The 19,523-nt window shown below is 62.4% G+C and carries 15 protein-coding genes; all 15 read right to left on the bottom strand.

Annotated features, from left to right (window positions below; genetic code table 11):
- Positions 1–160: 160 nt before the first annotated feature.
- Complete coding sequence (mdoH, locus tag F6S08_RS02535) at positions 161–2,731, bottom strand: glucans biosynthesis glucosyltransferase MdoH (protein ID WP_065946670.1); 2,571 nt, start codon at positions 2,729–2,731, stop codon at positions 161–163.
- Complete coding sequence (locus F6S08_RS02530) at positions 2,724–4,403, bottom strand: glucan biosynthesis protein G (RefSeq protein ID WP_235865643.1); 1,680 nt, start codon at positions 4,401–4,403, stop codon at positions 2,724–2,726. Before F6S08_RS02530 ends, mdoH begins: the two co-directional genes overlap by 8 nt.
- A 323-nt stretch (positions 4,404–4,726) precedes the next feature.
- Entirely contained in the window at positions 4,727–5,164 is a 438-nt protein-coding gene (gene dtd / locus F6S08_RS02525) for a D-aminoacyl-tRNA deacylase (protein ID WP_065925734.1), read from the bottom strand.
- Positions 5,161–6,132: a prolyl aminopeptidase gene (gene pip, locus F6S08_RS02520; protein WP_027605045.1), complete on the bottom strand. Its 972-nt coding sequence runs from the start codon at positions 6,130–6,132 to the stop codon at positions 5,161–5,163. The genes dtd and pip overlap by 4 nt, the downstream gene beginning before the upstream one ends.
- A 103-nt stretch (positions 6,133–6,235) precedes the next feature.
- A complete protein-coding gene (locus F6S08_RS02515) occupies positions 6,236–7,165 on the bottom strand; it encodes an alpha/beta hydrolase (protein WP_315871242.1) in 930 nt (309 codons plus the stop codon).
- 175 nt (positions 7,166–7,340) lie between these two features.
- A complete protein-coding gene (locus tag F6S08_RS02510; protein WP_065925737.1) occupies positions 7,341–8,288 on the bottom strand; it encodes a choline ABC transporter substrate-binding protein in 948 nt (315 codons plus the stop codon).
- A 131-nt stretch (positions 8,289–8,419) separates the two neighbouring features.
- Positions 8,420–9,220: an N-formylglutamate deformylase gene (hutG, locus tag F6S08_RS02505; protein WP_065925738.1), complete on the bottom strand. Its 801-nt coding sequence runs from the start codon at positions 9,218–9,220 to the stop codon at positions 8,420–8,422.
- Between the two features lie 11 nt (positions 9,221–9,231).
- Positions 9,232–10,437 carry an imidazolonepropionase gene (gene hutI, locus F6S08_RS02500; protein WP_065946672.1) on the bottom strand — a complete coding sequence of 402 codons (1,206 nt, stop codon included), beginning with the start codon at positions 10,435–10,437 and terminating at the stop codon, positions 9,232–9,234.
- A gap of 15 nt (positions 10,438–10,452) precedes the next feature.
- Positions 10,453–11,862: an amino acid permease gene (locus F6S08_RS02495; protein ID WP_065925740.1), complete on the bottom strand. Its 1,410-nt coding sequence runs from the start codon at positions 11,860–11,862 to the stop codon at positions 10,453–10,455.
- Between the two features lie 160 nt (positions 11,863–12,022).
- Positions 12,023–13,561, bottom strand: coding sequence for a histidine ammonia-lyase (gene hutH / locus F6S08_RS02490; RefSeq protein WP_315871241.1), 1,539 nt, complete (start codon positions 13,559–13,561; stop codon positions 12,023–12,025).
- 33 nt (positions 13,562–13,594) lie between these two features.
- The gene (hutH, locus tag F6S08_RS02485) at positions 13,595–15,103 is read right to left on the bottom strand and encodes a histidine ammonia-lyase (protein WP_315871240.1); all 1,509 of its coding nucleotides are present in this window, start codon (positions 15,101–15,103) and stop codon (positions 13,595–13,597) included.
- 54 nt (positions 15,104–15,157) lie between these two features.
- Complete coding sequence (locus F6S08_RS02480) at positions 15,158–15,982, bottom strand: glycine betaine/L-proline ABC transporter ATP-binding protein (RefSeq protein WP_051429333.1); 825 nt, start codon at positions 15,980–15,982, stop codon at positions 15,158–15,160.
- Positions 15,979–16,830 (bottom strand): ABC transporter permease, encoded by an 852-nt coding sequence (locus tag F6S08_RS02475; protein ID WP_027605053.1) that lies wholly within the window; start codon positions 16,828–16,830, stop codon positions 15,979–15,981. The genes F6S08_RS02480 and F6S08_RS02475 overlap by 4 nt, the downstream gene beginning before the upstream one ends.
- 71 nt (positions 16,831–16,901) lie before the next feature.
- Positions 16,902–17,867 (bottom strand): ABC transporter substrate-binding protein, encoded by a 966-nt coding sequence (locus F6S08_RS02470; protein ID WP_315871239.1) that lies wholly within the window; start codon positions 17,865–17,867, stop codon positions 16,902–16,904.
- Between the two features lie 70 nt (positions 17,868–17,937).
- Positions 17,938–19,398, bottom strand: a complete 1,461-nt coding sequence (locus F6S08_RS02465; protein ID WP_074848462.1) for a purine-cytosine permease family protein — start codon at positions 19,396–19,398, stop codon at positions 17,938–17,940.
- Positions 19,399–19,523: the final 125 nt, after the last annotated feature.

Here is a 19,523-nt window from a genome sequence, read left to right as displayed (position 1 = left end):
AGTCAAATTTGGGGGGCGATCCTACCCCACTCGCGGGCACGCAAATACGCCTCGGACAAGGGACTTTTGTTTCGAAATAACAAGGAGTTAGAGCGATAGAGAAACGCTGTAGGACCAGCGCTTCGAACGCCCCCGAAGTGAACCCTCGGGGGCGCCTGAATCAGGCCGGTTGGGCCTGGGACGACAGCGGTTGCAGCGGCAGTAACGGCGCGTGCGGGTCGGCCTTGATCGAATTACGCCAGGCAGCGAGCCACTCGGCATGCCCTTCGCTCCAGATCTGCTCATGCAAGCGGGCCAGGGCTACCGGGTCGCTGAGCAACGCCAGGCGTTCGCCGTTGTTGAGGCCGGCAGGGCCGACTTTCAACGCGTGGCGCACACGCTCGGCACGCAGGTACTCGATCGGCTCGGCCTGACCGTGACGCGAGGTCGCCAGGGCACAGGCCAGGGCGTTCTGCTGCGGGTCGACCACCGAGCGCACAAAGCCGTCTTTCAGCGCGTGCCAACGGTTTTCGTGGGTGTACTTGTCGGTGGACAGCAACGCTTGCGGCGGATTGTATTCCTCAGGGATCAGGAACAGGCTCTCATCGCGGGACTTCAGGCCAAGGTTGACCCGGCTGGAGATCACCGACACCGGGATCGACAGCATCAACGAACCGACGATCGGTACCAGCCACCACAGGAAGCTCGGGTTCAACCACACCACCAGCAGGGCCCAGAAGAAGCCCAGCAGGGTCTGCGTGCCGTGACGCTTGATCGCTTCGCCCCACGGGGTGGAGTCGTCGTCACGCTGCGGCGAGTTCCAGGTCGCGGCCCAGCCGAGGAACGCGGCGAGCACGAAACGGGTGTGGAAAATCATCCGCACCGGCGCCAGCAGCATGGAGAACAGCATCTCCAGCAGCATGGACATCGTCACCTTGAACTTGCCACCGAACTCCTTCGCACCTTTGGCCCAGATCAGGATGATGCTCAGCAACTTCGGCAGGAACAGCAGCACGATGGTGGTGGAGAACAGCGCCACCGCCTTGTCCGGATGCCATTGCGGCCACAGTGGGTACAACTGGCGTGGCGCCATGAAGTACTGCGGCTCCATCAGGGTGTTGACCGCCAGCAAGGCCGTCGACAGCACCAGGAACAGGAACCACAACGGCGCCGACAGGTAGGACATCACACCGGTCAGGAACACCGCGCGGTGCACCGGGTGCATGCCCTTGACCAGGAACAGGCGGAAGTTCATCAGGTTGCCGTGGCACCAGCGACGGTCACGCTTGAGTTCATCCAGCAGGTTCGGCGGCAGTTCTTCGTAGCTGCCCGGCAGGTCGTAGGCAATCCACACGCCCCAGCCGGCACGGCGCATCAGCGCCGCTTCAACGAAGTCGTGGGACAGGATGGAACCTGCGAACGCACCTTTACCCGGCAATGGCGCCAAGGCGCAGTGCTCGATAAACGGTTTCATGCGGATGATCGCGTTGTGACCCCAGTAGTGGGATTCACCCAACTGCCAGAAGTGCAGGCCGGCGGTGAACAGCGGGCCGTACACCCGGGTGGCGAATTGCTGCATGCGCGCATACAGGGTGTCCATGCCCGACGCACGCGGAGCGGTCTGGATAATCCCGGCATCCGGCGTGGCTTCCATCAGGCGCACCAGGCTGGTCAGGCATTCGCCGCTCATCACGCTGTCGGCGTCGAGAACCACCATGTACTTGTAGTCGCCGCCCCAACGACGGCAGAAGTCGTCGAGGTTGCCGCTTTTACGCTTCACGCGACGGCGACGGCGGCGATAGAAGATCTTGCCGAAGCCACCCGCCTCACGGCAGACGTCGAGCCAGGCTTGCTGCTCGGCGATGCAGATGTCGGCCTCGTTACTGTCGCTGAGCACGAAGAAGTCGAAACGATCGAGGTCACCGGTGGCGGCCACCGATTCGAACGTCGCGCGCAAACCGGCGAATACCCGCGGCACGTCTTCGTTGCAGATCGGCATGACCAGCGCGGTGCGCGCCTCTTTCGGGATCGGCTCGTCGCCGGCACTTTTACCGGAAATCCGGTATTTATCGTGGCCGGTGAGCAGTTCGAGGAAGCCCATCAATGCAGTCCAGAAACCGGCCGAGACCCAGCAGAACAAGATTCCGAACATGATCAGGATGCTGGTCTGCAGGGCGTAAGGCAGCACCTGGGTGGCGGTTTGCAGCAGGGTCTGGTTGCGGATCTCGTCGAAGTCGACCAGCGACCAGCCCTGGTACGGCATGATGCCTTTCATGTACCAGCCGGCCACGATGGTCTGGCCGAGCATCAGCACCAGCAGGATGTAACGACGAATCGAACCCACGGTACGCCAGCGGGCCGCCGGCAATACGCGCTCATCCTTCGGCGGGGTCGGCGGGTTGCTGCGGCCGGTGATCCGTCGCCAGCCGCGCACCAGGATATTGGTGCGCCACGGTTCAGGCACCACGCGGGTACGGCGGATGGGCGGCGTGGCCTTGAGGCACACGCGCCCACTGGCGTCGAGCCCGAGCATTTCGGCGTCTTGCAGCTCTTCGGCCGTGCTGAGGGTCAAGCGGCGACCCACCGACGCCTGGGCGGCGTCGACGGGTGCATCGAACGCCTTGGACGACAAGCGCTCGTGCAACTCGGTGAAGGATGTGCAGCCCGCCAACTCGGCGCGCTGCTCAGCGGTCATCGGAAGATGCGCCAGGTACTCGGAGAGAGTCTCTGGCTGGACTTGAGAATTACTCATCGGCAGGCAACTGATAGCTCCAGGTTTCGGTCAGGACTTGCTCGGTCTTGATCGGCTCCGGTGTGGCTGGGGCAGCTTCTGGCTGCTTGGCTTCCTTGTCTTTCGCGTCTTTCTTGGCCTGTTTATCATGCTGCTTGGCCAGGACCTTGTCGGCCTTCAGCACCTGGGTGGAAACATGCTCAGGCTCAGGCGGCGTGATGTCCTGGACCAGGGCTGCACGCATCTCGGTCGGCTTGCCTGCGTCCTTGATCTTCATACGCAGGGTCAGGCGCCAGCCTTTGGTGTGTTCGTTGTAGCGCACGCTGTTTTCTACCAGCTCCGCGTTGTCACTCACGCTCACCTGGCTGCGCACCGGGGCGTCCGGCAGCAGTTTCTTCAAGGACGGGCCCTCGAAGTCCACCAGGTAAGCCACGCTGCCATCCGGCTGACGGATCAGGTTGGATTGCTTCACGTCACCGGTGGAGCGCAGGGTCTGCTTGACCCAGGCGCTGTCCGGCGAATGGAACGCGGCATCATCGAGGGTCCAGTGCAGGCGGTAGGCCACTTCCAGCGGCTTGCCGACTTCCGGTAACTCGGCCGGGCTCCAGAACGCAACGATGTTGTCGTTGGTTTCATCGGCAGTCGGGATCTCGACCAGGTCGACGGAGCCCTTGCCCCAGTCGCCTTCAGGCTCGATCCACGCGCTTGGACGCTTGTCGTAGTTGTCGTCGAGGTCTTCGTAGTGGCTGAAGTTGCGACCGCGTTGCAGCAGGCCGAACCCACGCGGGTTCTCCACGGTGAAGTTGCTGACCGACAGGTGTTTAGGGTTGTTCAGGGGGCGCCAGATCCACTCGCCGTTGCCGGCATGGATCGACAGGCCGCTGGAGTCATGCAACTCGCGACGGTAGTTGAGCACCTTGGACGGCTGGTTGGCGCCGAACAGGAACATGGAGGTCAACGGGGCAACGCCCAGCTTGCTGACCTTGTCACGCAGGAACATCTGGGATTTCACATCGACAACCGTGTCGGTGCCCGGACGCAGGATCAGGCGATAGGCGCCGGTCGCACGTGGGGAATCCAGCAGGGCAAAGATCACCAGGTGCTTGTCACCCGGTTTTGGACGTTCGATCCAGAACTCGGTGAAACGCGGGAATTCTTCACCCGACGGCAGCGCGGTATCGATCGCCATGCCACGGGCGGACAGGCCATAGACCTGGTCCTTGCCGACGACGCGGAAATAGCTGGCGCCGAGCATGGTCATGATTTCGTCTTGCTTGTCGCCCTTGTTGATCGGGTACAGCACACGGAAACCGGCGTAACCCAGCTGTTCGGTGGCTTTAGGATCAAACTTCACGTCGCCGAAATCGAAGCGAGTCGGGTCGTATTTGATTTCCTGGACGCTGTCGGCGGTCACTTCGTTGATTTTCACCGGTGTATCGAAATGCATACCCTGGTGATAGAAGGACAACTTGAACGGGGTGTTCTGATCGGCCCATTCGGCTTTTTCATTGCGGAAACGAATCTTCTGGTAGTCCGCGAACTTCATTTCGCGGAACTCGTTCGGCAGATTGCTGCGCGGAGCTTCGTATTTCTGCCCGGCCAGCTCTTTTGCCTTGGCCGACACATCATCCAGACTGAATGCCCACAGTTGACCCGCGCCGAACAGGCAAAACAGGGCTGAGCCCGTCACCAGTGCGTTTCGTAACCGTTTGGCAGACAATTTTGGTGCATTACAGGGACTAACAATCACGAGCAACCCTCGCCGAAAACAGATCAAAAAACCAACGGCCAGCTATCTATATGCCAGGTTGGCGAGCATTGTTCCGACTCCCCAGGGTCCAAATGATTCCCCTGAGGCCGTCGGACAAGTCTCTACCTAAGTCAAAAATGGACCAAACAACGCTGATCCCCGTAGCGCGCGATTATCTAGTAGCCCGCGAGACAACGCATCAGGGACAACGAAGTATTTGTAGCGAAACCCTACGTTTTTAGGCATTAAAGTCGTTTTTAATACATTCATGTCTGTAAGAGAAAGGTCACAGGGCCATCATTGACCAGATGCACCTGCATATCTGCGCCAAAACGCCCCGAGGCCACCTTGCCATGCAATTGTTGCGCTTGTAACAGCAAGTGATCAAAAAGCGCCGCTCCCAGGGCCGGCGGTGCAGCGGTTGAGAAGCTTGGCCGCAGGCCGCTCTTGGTATCCGCCGCCAGGGTGAACTGCGACACCAGCAGCAATCCGCCATCGATATCCTTCAACGACAGGTTCATCTTGCCCTCGTCGTCGCTGAACACCCGGTAGTTAAGCAGCTTGTGCAGCAGTTTGTCGGCGCTCTCGGGCGTATCTGCAGGTTCGACGGCCACCAGCACCAGCAAACCTTGGTCAATCGCTCCGACGATTTCGTCCGCCACTTCGACCCGGGCGCTACGCACCCGTTGCAGCAAGGCCTTCATGCTTCTTCTGGCGGCAGATCAAGCAGGCGCCGTGCCATTTCGCCGGTCGCGCGCACCAGTGCATCGGTAATCCCGGGCTCGGACGCCGCATGACCCGCTTCACGAATGACCTGCAGTTCGCTGTTCGGCCAGGCCTGATGCAGCTCCCAGGCGTTATCCAACGGGCAGATCATATCGTAGCGGCCATGGATGATGACGCCAGGCAGATGGGCGATCTTGTGCATATCGCGAATCAGCTGGTTGGGCTCCAGGAAGGAGTTGTTGGTGAAGTAGTGGCACTCGATACGGGCGATGGACAGCGCGCGCTGAGGCTCGGAAAAACGCTCCACGTGCTGCGGGCTCGGGCACAGGCCGAGCATGCGCCCTTCCCAGCCGGACCAGGCCTTGGCGGCGTGCATCTGGGCGATCTGGTCGTTGCCGGTCAGGCGCTTGTGGTAGGCCGCGATCATGTCGTGACGCTCATCGGCGGGAATCGGCGCGATGTAGTCCTGCCAGTAGTCCGGGAACAGGCGGCTGGCACCAGCCTGGTAGAACCATTCGATGTCCTGGGGGCGGGCGAGGAAAATACCGCGCACGATCAGGCCATGCACACGTTCGGGGTGGGTTTGCGCGTAGGCCAGGGCCAGGGTCGAGCCCCAGGAGCCGCCGAACAGCACCCATTTGTCGATGCCAAGATGTTCGCGGATGCGCTCGAGGTCGGCGACCAGGTCCCAGGTGGTGTTGTTTTCCAGGCTCGCGCGCGGGGTGGAACGGCCGCAGCCACGCTGGTCGAAGGTGACGATGCGGTACAGGTTGGGATCGAAATAGCAGCGGCTCTGGGCATCGCAACCGGCGCCAGGGCCACCGTGGATGAATACGACAGGCAAGCCTTCGGGGGAGCCACTTTCATCGACGTACAGCGTGTGGGTGTCATCGACGGCCAGATCGTGCCGGGCGTAGGGTTTGATCTGCGGGTACCAAGTCTGCATTGCGCGCTCCGTAGGGGGTCGGGTTCATCCCTGGGGGGACGTCTTTTATTTTGCCGTCTGGCACTATAAACCCGAATTGTGCAATGAGCATGTCCTTGAGCGCTTAGAGCTGCGTCAGTAGTTCGCTCCTCAGGTAATCCAACAGGTAGCCGTACAGCCGATCCACCTCCGGGGCCTGGCCCTTTGCGCGCAGACAGCCGTGGACCAGGCCTTTGCCCGGATACAACCGCGCAGGCACACCGGCCTGTTGCAGGCGCTCGGCGTACAGCATGCCGTCGTCGCGCAGCGGGTCGAATTGGGCTACTGCGATCAAGGCCTTGGGCAAACCACTGAAATCCTCGGCCAGCAGCGGCATAGCATAGGGCGATGGTTTAGCCAAACCACGCAGGTAGAGCGCCAGGTAGTAGTCGGTGTCGGCAGTGCTGAGCAGCGGCGCGTCCATGCAGTCACGGCGCGAGGGCAAATCAGCCGGGCCGCCCAGTCCGGGGTAAATAAGGACCTGGGCCCGCGGCATAGGCTGGCCATCATCGCGCAACCCCAGGCACAACGCCGCCGTCAGGTTGCCGCCCGCACTGTCACCGACCACTGCCAGGCGTTGCCGATCGATGGCGTGTGGCGCCTGCCCTTTCTGGATCGCCTGCCACACTGCGCGGCAATCGTCGTAGGCGGCCGGGAATGGGTGCTCGGGCGCCAGGCGGTAGTCGATGGCGATCACCAGCACCCGGAGGGCATTGGCCAGCTCGAAGCAGATGACGTCGTGGGAATCCAGGCCGCCGACCACCCAGCCACCGCCGTGTATATAGAGGAGACATGGCCAGCCGTCGGCGGGTGGCGGTGTGGGGGGCAGATAACTGCGCACGTCCACGCCGGCCAGGGTGAAGTCCGTGAGCTGCAAGCCTTCCGGTTTCGGCGGGGTGAATGCCTGGCACATGCGTTCGTAACTTTGGCGCAGGCTCGCCAGGGAAGAGTCGGCGCTGGTGAAAGACTCGGTTTTTTCAACGAACGCGACAAGTTGCGGGGATATCGGGTACATACGCAATGATCTCTGGCGCGGCAGGTTCAAGGTCGGAGGTTTCCGATTGCGATGGATCAGTCACTTGATAGGTGGCCCGGCATGGCGCTATCGGGGCAGTCGTATCTACACATCTTCGGTGAAAGCATAACCTGAGGTAATGAAGCCCTTGTGGTGAGCGGGGGCTGCACTTGGCTTAGGGTTTGAGGTAGGCCTGGAGCGACGCCAAGCCATCGCTGCCATCAAATGCTGTAACCCCGGCCAACCAGCGCTGCAAATCCTCGGGGTGGTCGCGCAGCCATTGCCTGGCCACGTCCTGCGGTGACTGGCGCTCCATGATCGGCACCATGAGCTGGCTTTCCTGGGCCGCGGTGAAGGTCAGGTTCTCGAGCAATCGGTTAGCGTTGGGGCAGCGTTCGGCGAAGTCCGGCGCGGTCACGGTGGAGACCGTGGCGCGCCCTTCGTCAGGACCGAACACGTCTTCGCTGCCAGTGAGATAGGCCATTTTCATATTGATGTTCATGGGGTGCGGGGTCCACCCGACAAATACCACGAACTCCTTGCGGTTCACCGCGCGCTGCACCGCCGCCAACATGCCAGCCTCACCGGAAGCCACCAGCTTGAAGCCGCCCAGGCCGAAGTGGTTGGTGTCGATCATTTTCTGGATATCGGTATTGGCGCCGCTGCCGGGCTCGATGCCGTAGATCTTGCCGCCCAGCTTGTCCTTGAAGCGGGCGATGTCGGCAAAGGTCTTCAGCCCGGCGTCAGCCACGTATTGCGGTACGGCCAGGGTGGCCTGGGCGTCGGCGAGGCTGGGTTTATCAAAGACTTTGACCTGCCTGGCGGCCAGAAACGGCGCGATGTTGTTGTCCATCGCCGGCTTCCAATAGCCGAGGAACACGTCCAGGCGTTTATCGCGGATACCGGCAAAGATGATCTGCTGCACGGCGCTGGTCTGCTTGCTGTCATAGCCCAGGCCGCTGAGCAGCACGTCGGCCATGCCCGAGGTGGCGACCACATCGGTCCAACTGACCACGCCCATGCGAATGGATTTGCAGGAGGCCGGTTCGGCGGCCATGGCTTGGGCACTGAGGAGTGCGGCGCCGGTGAGGGTCAACAGGTAACGGTTGAACAGTCTTCTCATGAAAGAGGTCTCACTCGGCAGCTTTTATTATGGGAAGTGGCGTCTGGTGCGCCATAACCACAACCTTACCGAGCGAGACCTCTCCCAACACGACCTGTGGCGACTGTGAGTTGCACAGGGGCGACCGTTCGTCACTCGTAGCGCTTGCGCCCCCACGCCAGCAAGCCTTCCAGCAGCTGCTTCAACACCACCTGCGTCGGCTCGGCCAGATCCGGGCGATAGCGGAACGGCTCGAACTCTTCCATATACGTGCTCTGGCACAATTCCAGCTGCACCGCATGGATATCCTGCGCCGGATTGCCGTAATGGCGGGTGATATGGCCGCCCTTGAAGCGCCCGTTCAATACATGGGTGTACTGAGGATGGGTGGCACAAATGGCCTCGAGCTGGCTGGCCAGTTCCGGATCACAGGCGGCGCCGTTGAAGGTGCCCAGGTTGAAATCCGGCAGTTTGCCGTCGAACAGGTGCGGGATCACCGAGCGGATCGAGTGCGCATCGAACAGCAACGCATAACCGAACTCGGCCTTGAGCCGCGCCAGTTCCTCTTGCAGCGCGCGGTGATACGGGCCCCAGATCTTTTGCAGGTAACTGGCGCGCTCTGTCTCGCTCGGCTCCAGACCTTCGCGGAACAACGGCACGCCATCGAACAGGGTCGCCGGGTACAGGCCCGTGGTGGCACCGGCGTACAGCGGCTTGTCGTCCGAGGGCCGGTTCAGGTCAATGACAAACCGCGAGTACTCCGCCGACAGGGTGCTGGCACCCAGCGCTTCGGCGAAGTCATACAGCGTGGGGATGTGCCAATCGGTGTCCGGCAGGCTTTGCGCTTCGGGGATCAACCCGGCTTCCACCGCAGGCGTCAGGCGCAGGCCGGCGTGGGGCATGCTGATCAGCAGCGGCACACGGCCTTGTTTGAAGTTCAGAACCTTATCCACAGCAGTGCTCCTTATAGGGTGACGTCGACGCCGTGGCGCACGACGCGTTTATCCAGCTCACCGCCCAGCCAATAGGCGAGGTCGGCGGGGCGATCAATCTGCCAGGCGACAAAGTCGGCGACCTTGCCCACTTCCAGGGACCCATGGGTGTCGCCCATGCCCAGGGCGGTGGCCGCATGTTGTGTGACACCGGCCAGGGCTTCTTCCGGGGTCATACGGAACAGGGTGCAGGCCATGTTCAGCATCAGGCGTACCGACAACGCCGGCGAGGTGCCGGGGTTGAGGTCACTGGCGATGGCGATCTTCACGCCGTGCCTGCGCAGGGCGTCCATCGGCGGCAGTTGGGTTTCGCGCAGGAAGTAGAACGCCCCCGGCAGCAACACGGCGACGGTGCCGGCAGCGGCCATGGCGATGGCGTCTTCTTCGGTCATGAATTCCAGGTGATCCGCCGACAGCGCGTGGTAACGCGCCGCCAGGCTGGAGCCGTGCAGCGACGACAGCTGCTCGGCATGCAGTTTCACCGGCAGGCCGAGTTGCTGGGCGACCTTGAACACCCGCTCCACCTGCTCGGTGGAAAACGCCAGGTATTCGCAGAACGCATCCACCGCGTCCACCAACCCCTGCGCCGCCAAGGCCGGCAGCATTTCATTGCAGATGTGCTCGATGTAATCGTCGGCGCGGTCCTTGTACTCCGGCGGCAATGCATGGGCCGCCAGGCACGTGGCACGCACGCTGACCGGCAGCGCTTCGCCCAGGCGCCGAGCCACACGCAACATCTTGCGCTCGTTGGCCAGGTCCAGGCCGTAGCCGGACTTGATCTCCACCGTGGTCACGCCATCGCGCAGCAGGCTGCGCAGGCGCTTATGGGCGCTGGCGAAGAGTTCATCCTCCGTGGCGGCGCGGGTGGCGCGCACGGTGCTGGCAATACCGCCGCCCTTGGCCGCGATGTCGGCATAGCTCACGCCCTCGAGGCGCTGCTCGAATTCGCCGCTGCGATTGCCGCCAAACACCGCGTGGGTGTGGCAGTCGATCAGCCCGGGGGTGACCCACGCGCCTTGCAGGTCATGCACCTGGGCGTAATCCGCCGTCGGTACTTCGCTGCGCGGACCGATCCACTCGATGAGCGAACCGGCGGTGACCAGGGCGGCATCCTCGATGATCGAGTATTTGCCCTGGGCCATGGTTGCGACGTGGCAGTGTTGCCAAAGGGTTTTCATCAACGCCTCCCTAAGTTATCGATGAGACAAGGCCGGGTCGTAATGGACCTTGGCCGCTTGCCCGGCGGCGGGCTTGACCCACAGCAGATAGGCAACGACCAGCAACACGATCCACACCGCACCGACCAGCAAGGCCGCCTGGGTGTCCGGGAAGTAACCGAGCACGCCAAACACAAACAGCATGAACACGATGGCCGCAGCCGGCGCGTAGGGCCAGAACGGCACCGGGAATTTCAATTCGGCGACCTGCTCTTTCGTCATCGAGCGGCGCATGGCGACCTGGGTGAACAGGATCATCAGCCACACCCATACGGTGGCGAAGGTGGCAATCGACGCGATCAGCAGGAACACGTTTTCCGGGATCAGGTAGTTGAGCAGCACACCGCCGAGCAAGGCGGCGCCCATCACCACCACCGTCATCCACGGTACGCCTTGCCTGGACAACCGGGCAAAGCCCTTGGGCGCCTGCCCTTGCTGCGCCAGGCCGTACATCATGCGGCCGGCACCGAAGATGTCGCTGTTGATAGCCGACACGGCCGCCGAAATCACCACGATATTGAGGAGGGTCGCCGCCGAGCCTATCCCGAGGTTGCTGAAGATCTGCACGAACGGACTGCCCTGGCTGCCGATCTGCGGCCATGGGTAGATGGCCATCAAGACAAACAACGTCAGCACGTAGAACAACAGGATGCGCAGCGGCACGGCGTTGATCGCCTTGGGGATCACGCGCTGCGGATCCTTGGCTTCACCGGCGGTGATGCCGATGATCTCGATGCCGCCAAACGCGAACATCACCACTGCAAACGAGGCGATCAGCCCACCAATGCCGTTGGGCATGAAGCCGCCGTGGGCCCACAGGTTGCTCAGGCCGCTGGCCTGGGTTTCGCCGGCCGAGTGGATGCCGAACAGCATGATGCCGAAACCGCCGAGGATCATCGCCACGATGGCGCCGACCTTGAGCAGCGACAGCCAGAACTCCATCTCGCCAAAGACCTTGACGTTGCACAGGTTCAGGCCGCCGATCAAAAACACGATGCCGAGCACCCAGACCCAGCGTGCGACCTCGGGAAACCAGAAGCCCATGTAGATGCCGAAGGCGGTGACGTCGGCGAGACAGACGATGATCATTTCAAAGGCGTAGGTCCAGCCCAGGATAAAACCGGCCAACGGGCCCAGGTAGGTGCTGGCGTATTGGCCGAAGGAGCCGGAGACCGGGTTGTGCACGGCCATTTCACCGAGGGCGCGCATCACCATGAACACCGCGGCGCCGCCGATCAGGTAGGCCAGCAGCACGGCGGGGCCAGCCATCTGGATGGCCGAGGCGGACCCGTAGAACAGCCCGGTGCCGATCGCGGAACCGAGGGCCATGAAGCGAATATGTCGGGCGCTCAGCCCGCGTTTCAAACCCTTTTCTTGCTGGTGCATTTCTCGTCCCTAATTATTTTTATCCTGAGAAAGTTGTTTGTGGTGAGCGAGCCTGCTCGCGCTCGAGTGCGAAGCGCTCGCGGCCTTTTTTGGGGCTGCTGCGCAGCCCGGCGCGAGCAAGCTCGCTCACCACAGAGAGCCATGCCGTTGTCTGAACCGCTTACAGGCTCGGCAGCAACGTGGCCGGCACCAGCTCATTCAGGCAGCGGCTGGCGAGCAGTTCGCTGGCGGCGATGATGTCCGGGGCGAAGAAGCGGTCCTTGTCGTAGAACGCCACTTTGTCGCGCAGGATGCCACGGGCTTTTTCCAGCTTCGGCGAGGTTTTCAGGCCTTCGCGCAGGTCCAGGCCCTGGCACGCGGCCAGCCATTCCACGGCGAGGATGCCGCGAGTGTTCTCGGCCATTTCCCACAGGCGCTTGCCGGCAGCCGGGGCCATCGACACGTGGTCTTCCTGGTTGGCGGACGTCGGGATGCTGTCGACGCTATGGGGATGAGCCAATGCCTTGTTCTCACTGGCGAGGGCGGCGGCGGTCACCTGGGCGATCATGAAACCGGAGTTCACCCCACCATTGCCCACCAGGAACGGCGGCAGTTGCGACATGTGCTTGTCCATCATCAGCGAAATACGACGCTCGCTCAGGGAGCCGATTTCAGCGATGGCCAGGGCCATGTTGTCAGCGGCCATGGCCACCGGTTCGGCGTGGAAGTTGCCACCGGAGATCACGTCACCCTCAGCGGCAAATACCAACGGGTTATCGGACACGGCGTTGGCTTCGACCACCAGTACCTCGGCCGCCTGGCGCAACTGGGTCAGGCAGGCGCCCATGACTTGTGGCTGGCAGCGCAGGGAGTACGGGTCCTGCACCTTGTCGCAGTTCTGGTGCGACTGCGACACCTGGCTGCTCTCACCCAGCAGGTCACGGTAGGCCGCCGCCGAATCGATCTGCCCACGTTGACCGCGAGCCGCATGAATACGGGCGTCGAACGGCGAGCGCGAACCCAGCACCGCTTCCACGGTAAGGCCGCCGCACGCCAGGGCGCCAGCGAACAGGTCTTCGCCTTCGAACAGGCCACGCAAGGCATAGGCGGTGGACACCTGGGTGCCGTTGAGCAGCGCCAGGCCTTCCTTGGCGGCGAGGGTCAGCGGCGTCAGGCCGGCGACTTTCAGCGCGTCGGTGGCCTCCAGCCATTCGCCCTTGTAGCGCGCCTTGCCTTCGCCCAGCAGCACCAGGGACATGTGCGCCAACGGCGCCAGGTCACCGGAAGCACCAACGGAGCCTTTCAGAGGAATATGCGGGTACACCTCGGCATTGATCAGCGCAATCAGCGCGTCGATCACCTGCCGGCGAATCCCGGAGAACCCACGGCTGAGGCTGTTGACCTTGAGCACCATGACCAGCCGCACCAGCGCATCGCTGATCGGCTCACCGACGCCGGCGGCGTGGGACAACACCAGGGAACGCTGGAGGTTTTCCAGGTCTTCGCTGGCGATGCGGGTCGAGGCCAGCAGGCCGAAACCAGTGTTGATGCCATAGGCGGTGCGGTTCTCGGCGAGAATCTGTTCCACGCAGGCCACACTGGCTTCGATCTGGGCCGAGGCACTGTCATCCAGACTGAGGGTTACCGGCTGCTGGTAGATGGCCCGCAGTTGGGCGAGGCTCAGTTGGCCTGGAATCAGGTTTAGCGCAGTCACATTCATACTCCTTGTGAATTATTCTTTTGAAATAAGTATTCAGTACAGATTCGGTAATGCGGTGTCCTTGAGCACCTTGGCGGCGGCCGCAATATCCGGCGCCAGCCAACGGTCCTGCTCATAGGCCGGCACCACTTCACGCAACAGGCGCCAGGCGCGATCGGTGCCCGCGCCGAAGCGTTGGTTTTTCAGGAATTCGAAGGCCTGGGCCGCCAACAGGTACTCGATGGCGAGGATCTGGGTGACGTTGGCCACTACCTGGTGCAGCTTGAGCGCGGCGTTGGTGCCCATGCTCAGGTGGTCTTCCTGCAGCCCCGAGGTGACGAAGTTGTCGAGCACCGCCGGTTGCGCCAACTGGCGGTTTTGCCCGCACAGCGAGGCGGCGACGTACTGCACGATCATCATCCCGGAATTGACCCCTGGGTTGCTCACCAGGAACGCCGGCAGGCCGCTGACGTGGGGGTTGATCAGGCGGTCGAGGCGGCGCTCGGCCACCGAGCCGATTTCGGCCAGGGCAATCGCCAGCATGTCGGCGGCCAGGGCGACGGACTGGCCGTGGGGGTTGGCCTGGGACACCACGCGGTAGTGGTCCGGCGTGCCGAGCACCAGCGGGTTGTCGGTGGCGCTGTTGAGTTCGGTCTCGATCTGGCGAGTGGCGTGTTCCACCTGGTCGCGCGCCGCGCCGTGGATCTGCGGGATCGAGCGCAGGCTCAGGGCGTCCTGGGTGCGGATGCCTTTGCTGCTCGCAATCACTTCACTGCCATCGAGCAACGCACGCAGGTTGCGGCCGACATGCTGCATGCCCGGGTGCGGCTTGAGGGCGATGATTTCTTCGTCGAAGGCGTCGATCTGGCCGCGCTGGGCTTCGAAGCTCATGGCACCGATCACGTCGGCCCATTGCAGCAAATGATGGGCGTCGGCCAGGGCCAGGCAGCTCAGGCCGGTCATGCACGGCGTGCCGTTGACCAGGCACAGGCCGTCCTTGGCGCCGAGGACCACCGGCTGCAAACCTTCTTCGTCCAGGGCCTGTTGCGCCGGGACGATCCGGCCGCGATAGCTCACATTTCCGACACCCAGCAGCGCCACGCCGACATGGGCCATATGGGTCAGGTAACCCACCGAGCCCTGGGACGGTACTTGTGGCGTGATGCCGTGGTTGAGCAGCGCCAGCAGCGAATGCACCACCTGCGGATGCAGGCCGGATTTGCCGTGGCTGTAGTTGATGACCGCCGCGCAGATGATCGCGCGGGTCTGCTCGTCGCTGAGGACCGGGCCGACGCCACAGGCGTGACTCAACAGGGTATTGCGCGACAGCTGGCTCAGTTGCTCGCCTTTAAGCGACACGTTGCACAATGCGCCCAACCCGGTGTTCACGCCGTAGGCGCGTTCGCCGCTGGTAACGATGCGCTGCACGATGGCCTGGGCATTGTCGATACGCGCCCAGGCCTGGCCCGAGAGTTCGAGCACCGCACCGTGACGGGCCACGGCGACCACGTCCTGCCAGCGCAGGGGGGTGTCGGCGATGATGATTTTTGCTGCCTGGGACATTGTTGACCTCTTCATATTCTCTACAGCTTTGCCGGCCTCACCACAGAACCTGGGTCAGACCACCGCCGCACGCCGCTGGACAAACCGATCCACATACTCATCCGCCGGCGAATGCAGGATCTCCCGCGGCGTGCCGACCTGGATCAGCCGGCCGTCCTTGAGAATCGCGATGCGGTTGCCGATACGCACGGCCTCGTCGAGGTCGTGGGTGATGAACACGATGGTCTTGTGCAGGGTCTTTTGCAGCTCGAGCAACTGGTCCTGCATCTCGGCGCGGATCAGCGGGTCGAGGGCGCTGAAGGCTTCGTCCATCAGGATGATGTCGGTGTCAGCGGCCAGGGCGCGGGCCAGGCCGACACGCTGGCGCATGCCGCCGGAGAGCTGGTGCGGGTACTTGTTTTCGTAGCCCTTGAGGCCCACGGTTTCGATCCAGTGCAGCGCGCGTTCAGCGCAGACCTGCTTGGTTTCGCCACGCACCTTGAGGCCGTAGGCGACGTTGTCGAGCACGCTCTTGTGGGGCAGCAGGCCGAAGCTCTGGAACACCATGCTGATCTTGTGCCGACGGAATTGGCGCAGGGCGTCCATGTCCAGTTGCAGGATGTCTTCGCCGTCCACCAGGATCGCGCCGCTGGTGGGGTCGATCAGGCGGTTGAAGTGGCGCACCAGCGTGGATTTGCCCGAGCCCGACAGGCCCATGATCACGAAGATCTCACCGGTGCCGATGCTCAGGGACAAATCGTTCACGCCGACCACGCAGCCGGTCTCGGCCAGCACCTGGTCCTTGGTCTTGCCCTGGCCAACCATCGCCAGCGCCTCCTTGGAGCGGGCGCCGAAGATCTTGAAGACGTTTTTAACTTCGATTTTGCTGACAGTAGTCATTTGCTCGCCTCATGCCGTGGACGACCATAGGCCTGAGTAATGCGGTCGATGACCACGGCGAGAATCACGATCGCCAGCCCGGCTTCGAGGCCACGGCCGACGTTGAGGGTCTGGATGCCGACCAGGACGTCTTCACCCAAGCCACGGGCGCCGATCATCGAGGCGATCACTACCATCGACAACGCCATCATGGTGGTCTGGTTGATACCGGCCATGATGCTCGGCAGCGCCAGCGGCAATTGCACGCCGAACAGCTGTTGCCAGCGGTTGGCACCAAAGGCGTTGATGGCTTCCATGACTTCGCCGTCGACCTGGCGAATCCCCAGGTCGGTCAAGCGAATCAGCGGCGGTGCGGCATAGATCACCGTGGCGAAAATCGCCGGCACCTTGCCCAGGCCGAACAGCATCAGCACCGGGATCAGGTACACGAAGCTGGGCATGGTCTGCATGATGTCGAGCAGCGGCATCAGCACCGAACGCAGGCGATTGCTGCGCGCCGATAGGATGCCCAGCGGGATGCCGATCAACACCGAGATCACCGTGGCAACCATCATCAGCGCCAGGGTCTGCATCAGCTTGTCCCACAGGCCGACCGCGCCCACCAGGAACAGCAAACCAACGATCACCGCCGTGGTCAGCACCTTGCGGGTGGCATGCCAGGCAACGGCGCCGACGATGGCCAGCATCAGCCACCAGGGGGCGGCGCGCAGCAGCCCTTCCAGGTTGACGATGGCCCACAGCAGGGTGTCGGAGATGTGCCGGAACACATCGCCGTAGTTGGTGACCAGTGAATCCACCCAACCATTGACCCAGTCGGCGATGGAAAACGTAAAACTCTCAGGAAACATAGCGTGCTCTCGATCCAGTGGGTTGTGGCCAGGCGCCCGGCTACCCATGAGGGTAGCCGTGCACACTTGACCTACAAGGCCGCGTCGATTTTCTTGGCTGCGTCTTCACTGACCCAGGCGTGCCAGACTTCAGGATGTTCCTTGAGGAAAATTTTCGCCAGTTTCGGCGACTCAATGCGTTCCTTGGCCATGCGCCCCAGGTTCTGGTTCAGCAGGTCGATGGGCAGGTTGACTTTTTCCAGCACGGCCACCAGTTCCGGGGCTTGTTCGTGGAAGGTCTTGGACAGGCCGACCTTGATGCTCACGGTCTTATCCACACCAGGTTTTTCTTCCAGCTTGACCAGGTCGACCTGGCCCATCAGCGGGGTTGGCGACCAGTAGTAGAACAGGATCGGCTCGCCGCGCTTGTAGCTCGACAGCACCGCCGCATCCAGCGCCGGGCCGGTGCCTGGGCGGAAGTTGGTGTAGGTGCTTTCCAGGCCGTAGCTCTTGAGCATTTCGCTGTTGTCCAGCTCGCAGGTCCAGCCGGCCGGGCAGTTGTAGAAACGGCCCTTGGACGGTTCTTCCTGGTCCTTGAACACCGCGGCGTACTTGGCCAGGTCGGCGATGTTTTTCAGGTCCGGCGCCTTGGCTTCCAGCTTGCGCTTGGCGTCGCCTTCGATCACGTAGCGCGGTACGTACCAGCCTTCGACGGCGCCCACCACCGGGGCACCGACACCGACGACTTTGCCGGCCTTCTCGGCCTTGTTCCAGACTTCGCTGCGGCCGACCCATTCTTCGGCAAACACTTGGATGTCGTTGCTGCTCAGGGCGTTTTCCATGGTGATGGAGTTGCCTGGCAAGCTGTCGGTTTTGCAGTCGTAGCCTTTTTCCAGCACGGTTTGCAGGATGTCGGTGAGCAACATGCCGCTTTCCCAGTTCAGGCCGGCGAATTTCACCGGTTTGCCGGATTCACACCAACCGGCCGCCTGGGCGCCAGCAGTGGCCAGCAAGCCCGCGGAAAACACGGTGGCCAACAGGGTCTTATGCATTTTCATTGTTGTGACGCTCCCAAATCTTGAAATGGATTACGGCAGTCAGTAGGCATCCTGCCCTGTCCACGTCCCATCAGGCCTGTGCAACCAGCCCGTTTGTCGTCGTCGGTGCAGCGCCCTGCTCTGTCGGCAGGGTCAGGTGTTCAGGCGTTGCGCGAGGCCACTTTTTCGCCGCCCAGTAATAGAGCGCGGCGGGAAGAACCAGGCCGATGATCCAGGAAATATCCACATCCCCCAGGGCCGCCACCAGGGGACCGGTGTAGAACTTGGTGGAGATGAACGGCAATTGCACCAGCACACCGAAGACATACACGCTGATACCGAGCAGGTTCCAACGGCCATAGCGCCCGTTCGGATCGGCCAGCGCCGGCACGTCGTAGCGATCGCGGGTGATGCAGTAGTAGTCGACCAGATTGATCGCGCTCCATGGGGTAAAAAACGCCAGCAGGAACAGGATGAAGGACTTGAACGCCCCCAGGAACGAGTGCTGCCCGAGCAAGGCGATCAGGGTCGCCGTACCGACGATGGCCAGTACGAAAAACAGGCGCTGCAAGCGCGTGACCTCGAGGCGACCGCGAAAGCCGCTGATGATCGTGGCAATGCACATGAAGCTGCCGTAGGAGTTCAGCGTGGAGATGGTGACCTTGCCGAACGCGATGCTGAAATACAGCAGCGCCGCAGTGGCTCCGGTACCGCCCAGGCCGACGATGTAGGCCACTTCGTGACCGGCAAATTGCCCGTTGGACATGGCCGCGGCAAACACGCCGAGGATCATCGCCACTTGTGCACCCACCACCGAACCTGCGCCTGCGGCAAGAAAGGTTTTCAGCGAGGACGTGTTGCTCGGCAGGTAGCGTGAATAGTCCGCCACGTACGGGCCGAAGGCGATTTGCCAGGAGGCCGCGAGCGACACCGCCAGCAGGAAGCTGCTCCAGCTGAAGTGGCGGATTTGCAGGAGTGCGCCTACGTCGGCCTGGCTCATCAGACGGCTGAACAGGTAGACAAAGGCAATCACGCCAATGACGCTGGCAACGCGGCCGATGAAGTGGATCACCCGGTAACCGAGCACCGTGACCAGCACGATGACACTGGCGAAGATCAGGATCCCGACGCTGTCGCTGACACCAAACAACTGGCCCAGGGCCTGGCCGGAAAGCACGGTGCCGGTTGCGGTGAAACCAAGGTACATCAGGCAGACCAGCACGATCGGAATCGCCGCGCCGTACACACCGAACTGCACCCGGCTGGAGATCATCTGCGGCAGGCCCAGCCTGGGCCCTTGCGCCGCATGCAACGCCATGACGCCACCGCCCAGCAGTTGACCGATCAACAGACCGAGCAACGACCAGAACACATCACCGCCCAGCACCACGGCCAGGGCCCCGGTGACGATCGCGGTGATCTGCAGGTTGGCACCCAGCCACAGGGTGAACTGGCTCAAGAGACGACCGTGTCTTTCCGCTTCCGGGATGTAGTCGATCGAACGCCTTTCGATCAACGGGGTGGTGCTTGCACGCGCGTCACTTGCAGCCATGGGTGTTCAACCTCTGATGGATTGTCTTGGGGGTCGCCGCCGCTCAACTGTGGGAGGGGGCTTGCTCCCGATAGCAGTGGGTCAGTCACCAGACCTATTGGCTGATACACCGCCATCGGGAGCAA

The organism is Pseudomonas sp. JV449 (assembly GCF_032424295.1).
GTDB lineage: Bacteria > Pseudomonadota > Gammaproteobacteria > Pseudomonadales > Pseudomonadaceae > Aquipseudomonas > Aquipseudomonas marginalis.
The sequence above is the reverse complement of the archived record's forward strand: the minus strand, read 5'-3'. Positions and strand labels throughout refer to the sequence as shown.

Coding starts and splice junctions, on each gene's coding strand:
- F6S08_RS02495 (WP_065925740.1), bottom strand. CDS start 11,862: ATGCACCAGCAAGAAAAGGGTTTGAAACGCGGGCTGAGCGCCCGACAT.
- pip (WP_027605045.1), bottom strand. CDS start 6,132: ATGCAGACTTGGTACCCGCAGATCAAACCCTACGCCCGGCACGATCTG.
- hutH (WP_315871241.1), bottom strand. CDS start 13,561: ATGAATGTGACTGCGCTAAACCTGATTCCAGGCCAACTGAGCCTCGCC.
- F6S08_RS02515 (WP_315871242.1), bottom strand. CDS start 7,165: ATGTACCCGATATCCCCGCAACTTGTCGCGTTCGTTGAAAAAACCGAG.
- hutI (WP_065946672.1), bottom strand. CDS start 10,437: ATGAAAACCCTTTGGCAACACTGCCACGTCGCAACCATGGCCCAGGGC.
- F6S08_RS02510 (WP_065925737.1), bottom strand. CDS start 8,288: ATGAGAAGACTGTTCAACCGTTACCTGTTGACCCTCACCGGCGCCGCA.
- F6S08_RS02475 (WP_027605053.1), bottom strand. CDS start 16,830: ATGTTTCCTGAGAGTTTTACGTTTTCCATCGCCGACTGGGTCAATGGT.
- F6S08_RS02465 (WP_074848462.1), bottom strand. CDS start 19,398: ATGGCTGCAAGTGACGCGCGTGCAAGCACCACCCCGTTGATCGAAAGG.
- dtd (WP_065925734.1), bottom strand. CDS start 5,164: ATGAAGGCCTTGCTGCAACGGGTGCGTAGCGCCCGGGTCGAAGTGGCG.
- F6S08_RS02480 (WP_051429333.1), bottom strand. CDS start 15,982: ATGACTACTGTCAGCAAAATCGAAGTTAAAAACGTCTTCAAGATCTTC.
- mdoH (WP_065946670.1), bottom strand. CDS start 2,731: ATGAGTAATTCTCAAGTCCAGCCAGAGACTCTCTCCGAGTACCTGGCG.
- F6S08_RS02470 (WP_315871239.1), bottom strand. CDS start 17,867: ATGAAAATGCATAAGACCCTGTTGGCCACCGTGTTTTCCGCGGGCTTG.
- hutH (WP_315871240.1), bottom strand. CDS start 15,103: ATGTCCCAGGCAGCAAAAATCATCATCGCCGACACCCCCCTGCGCTGG.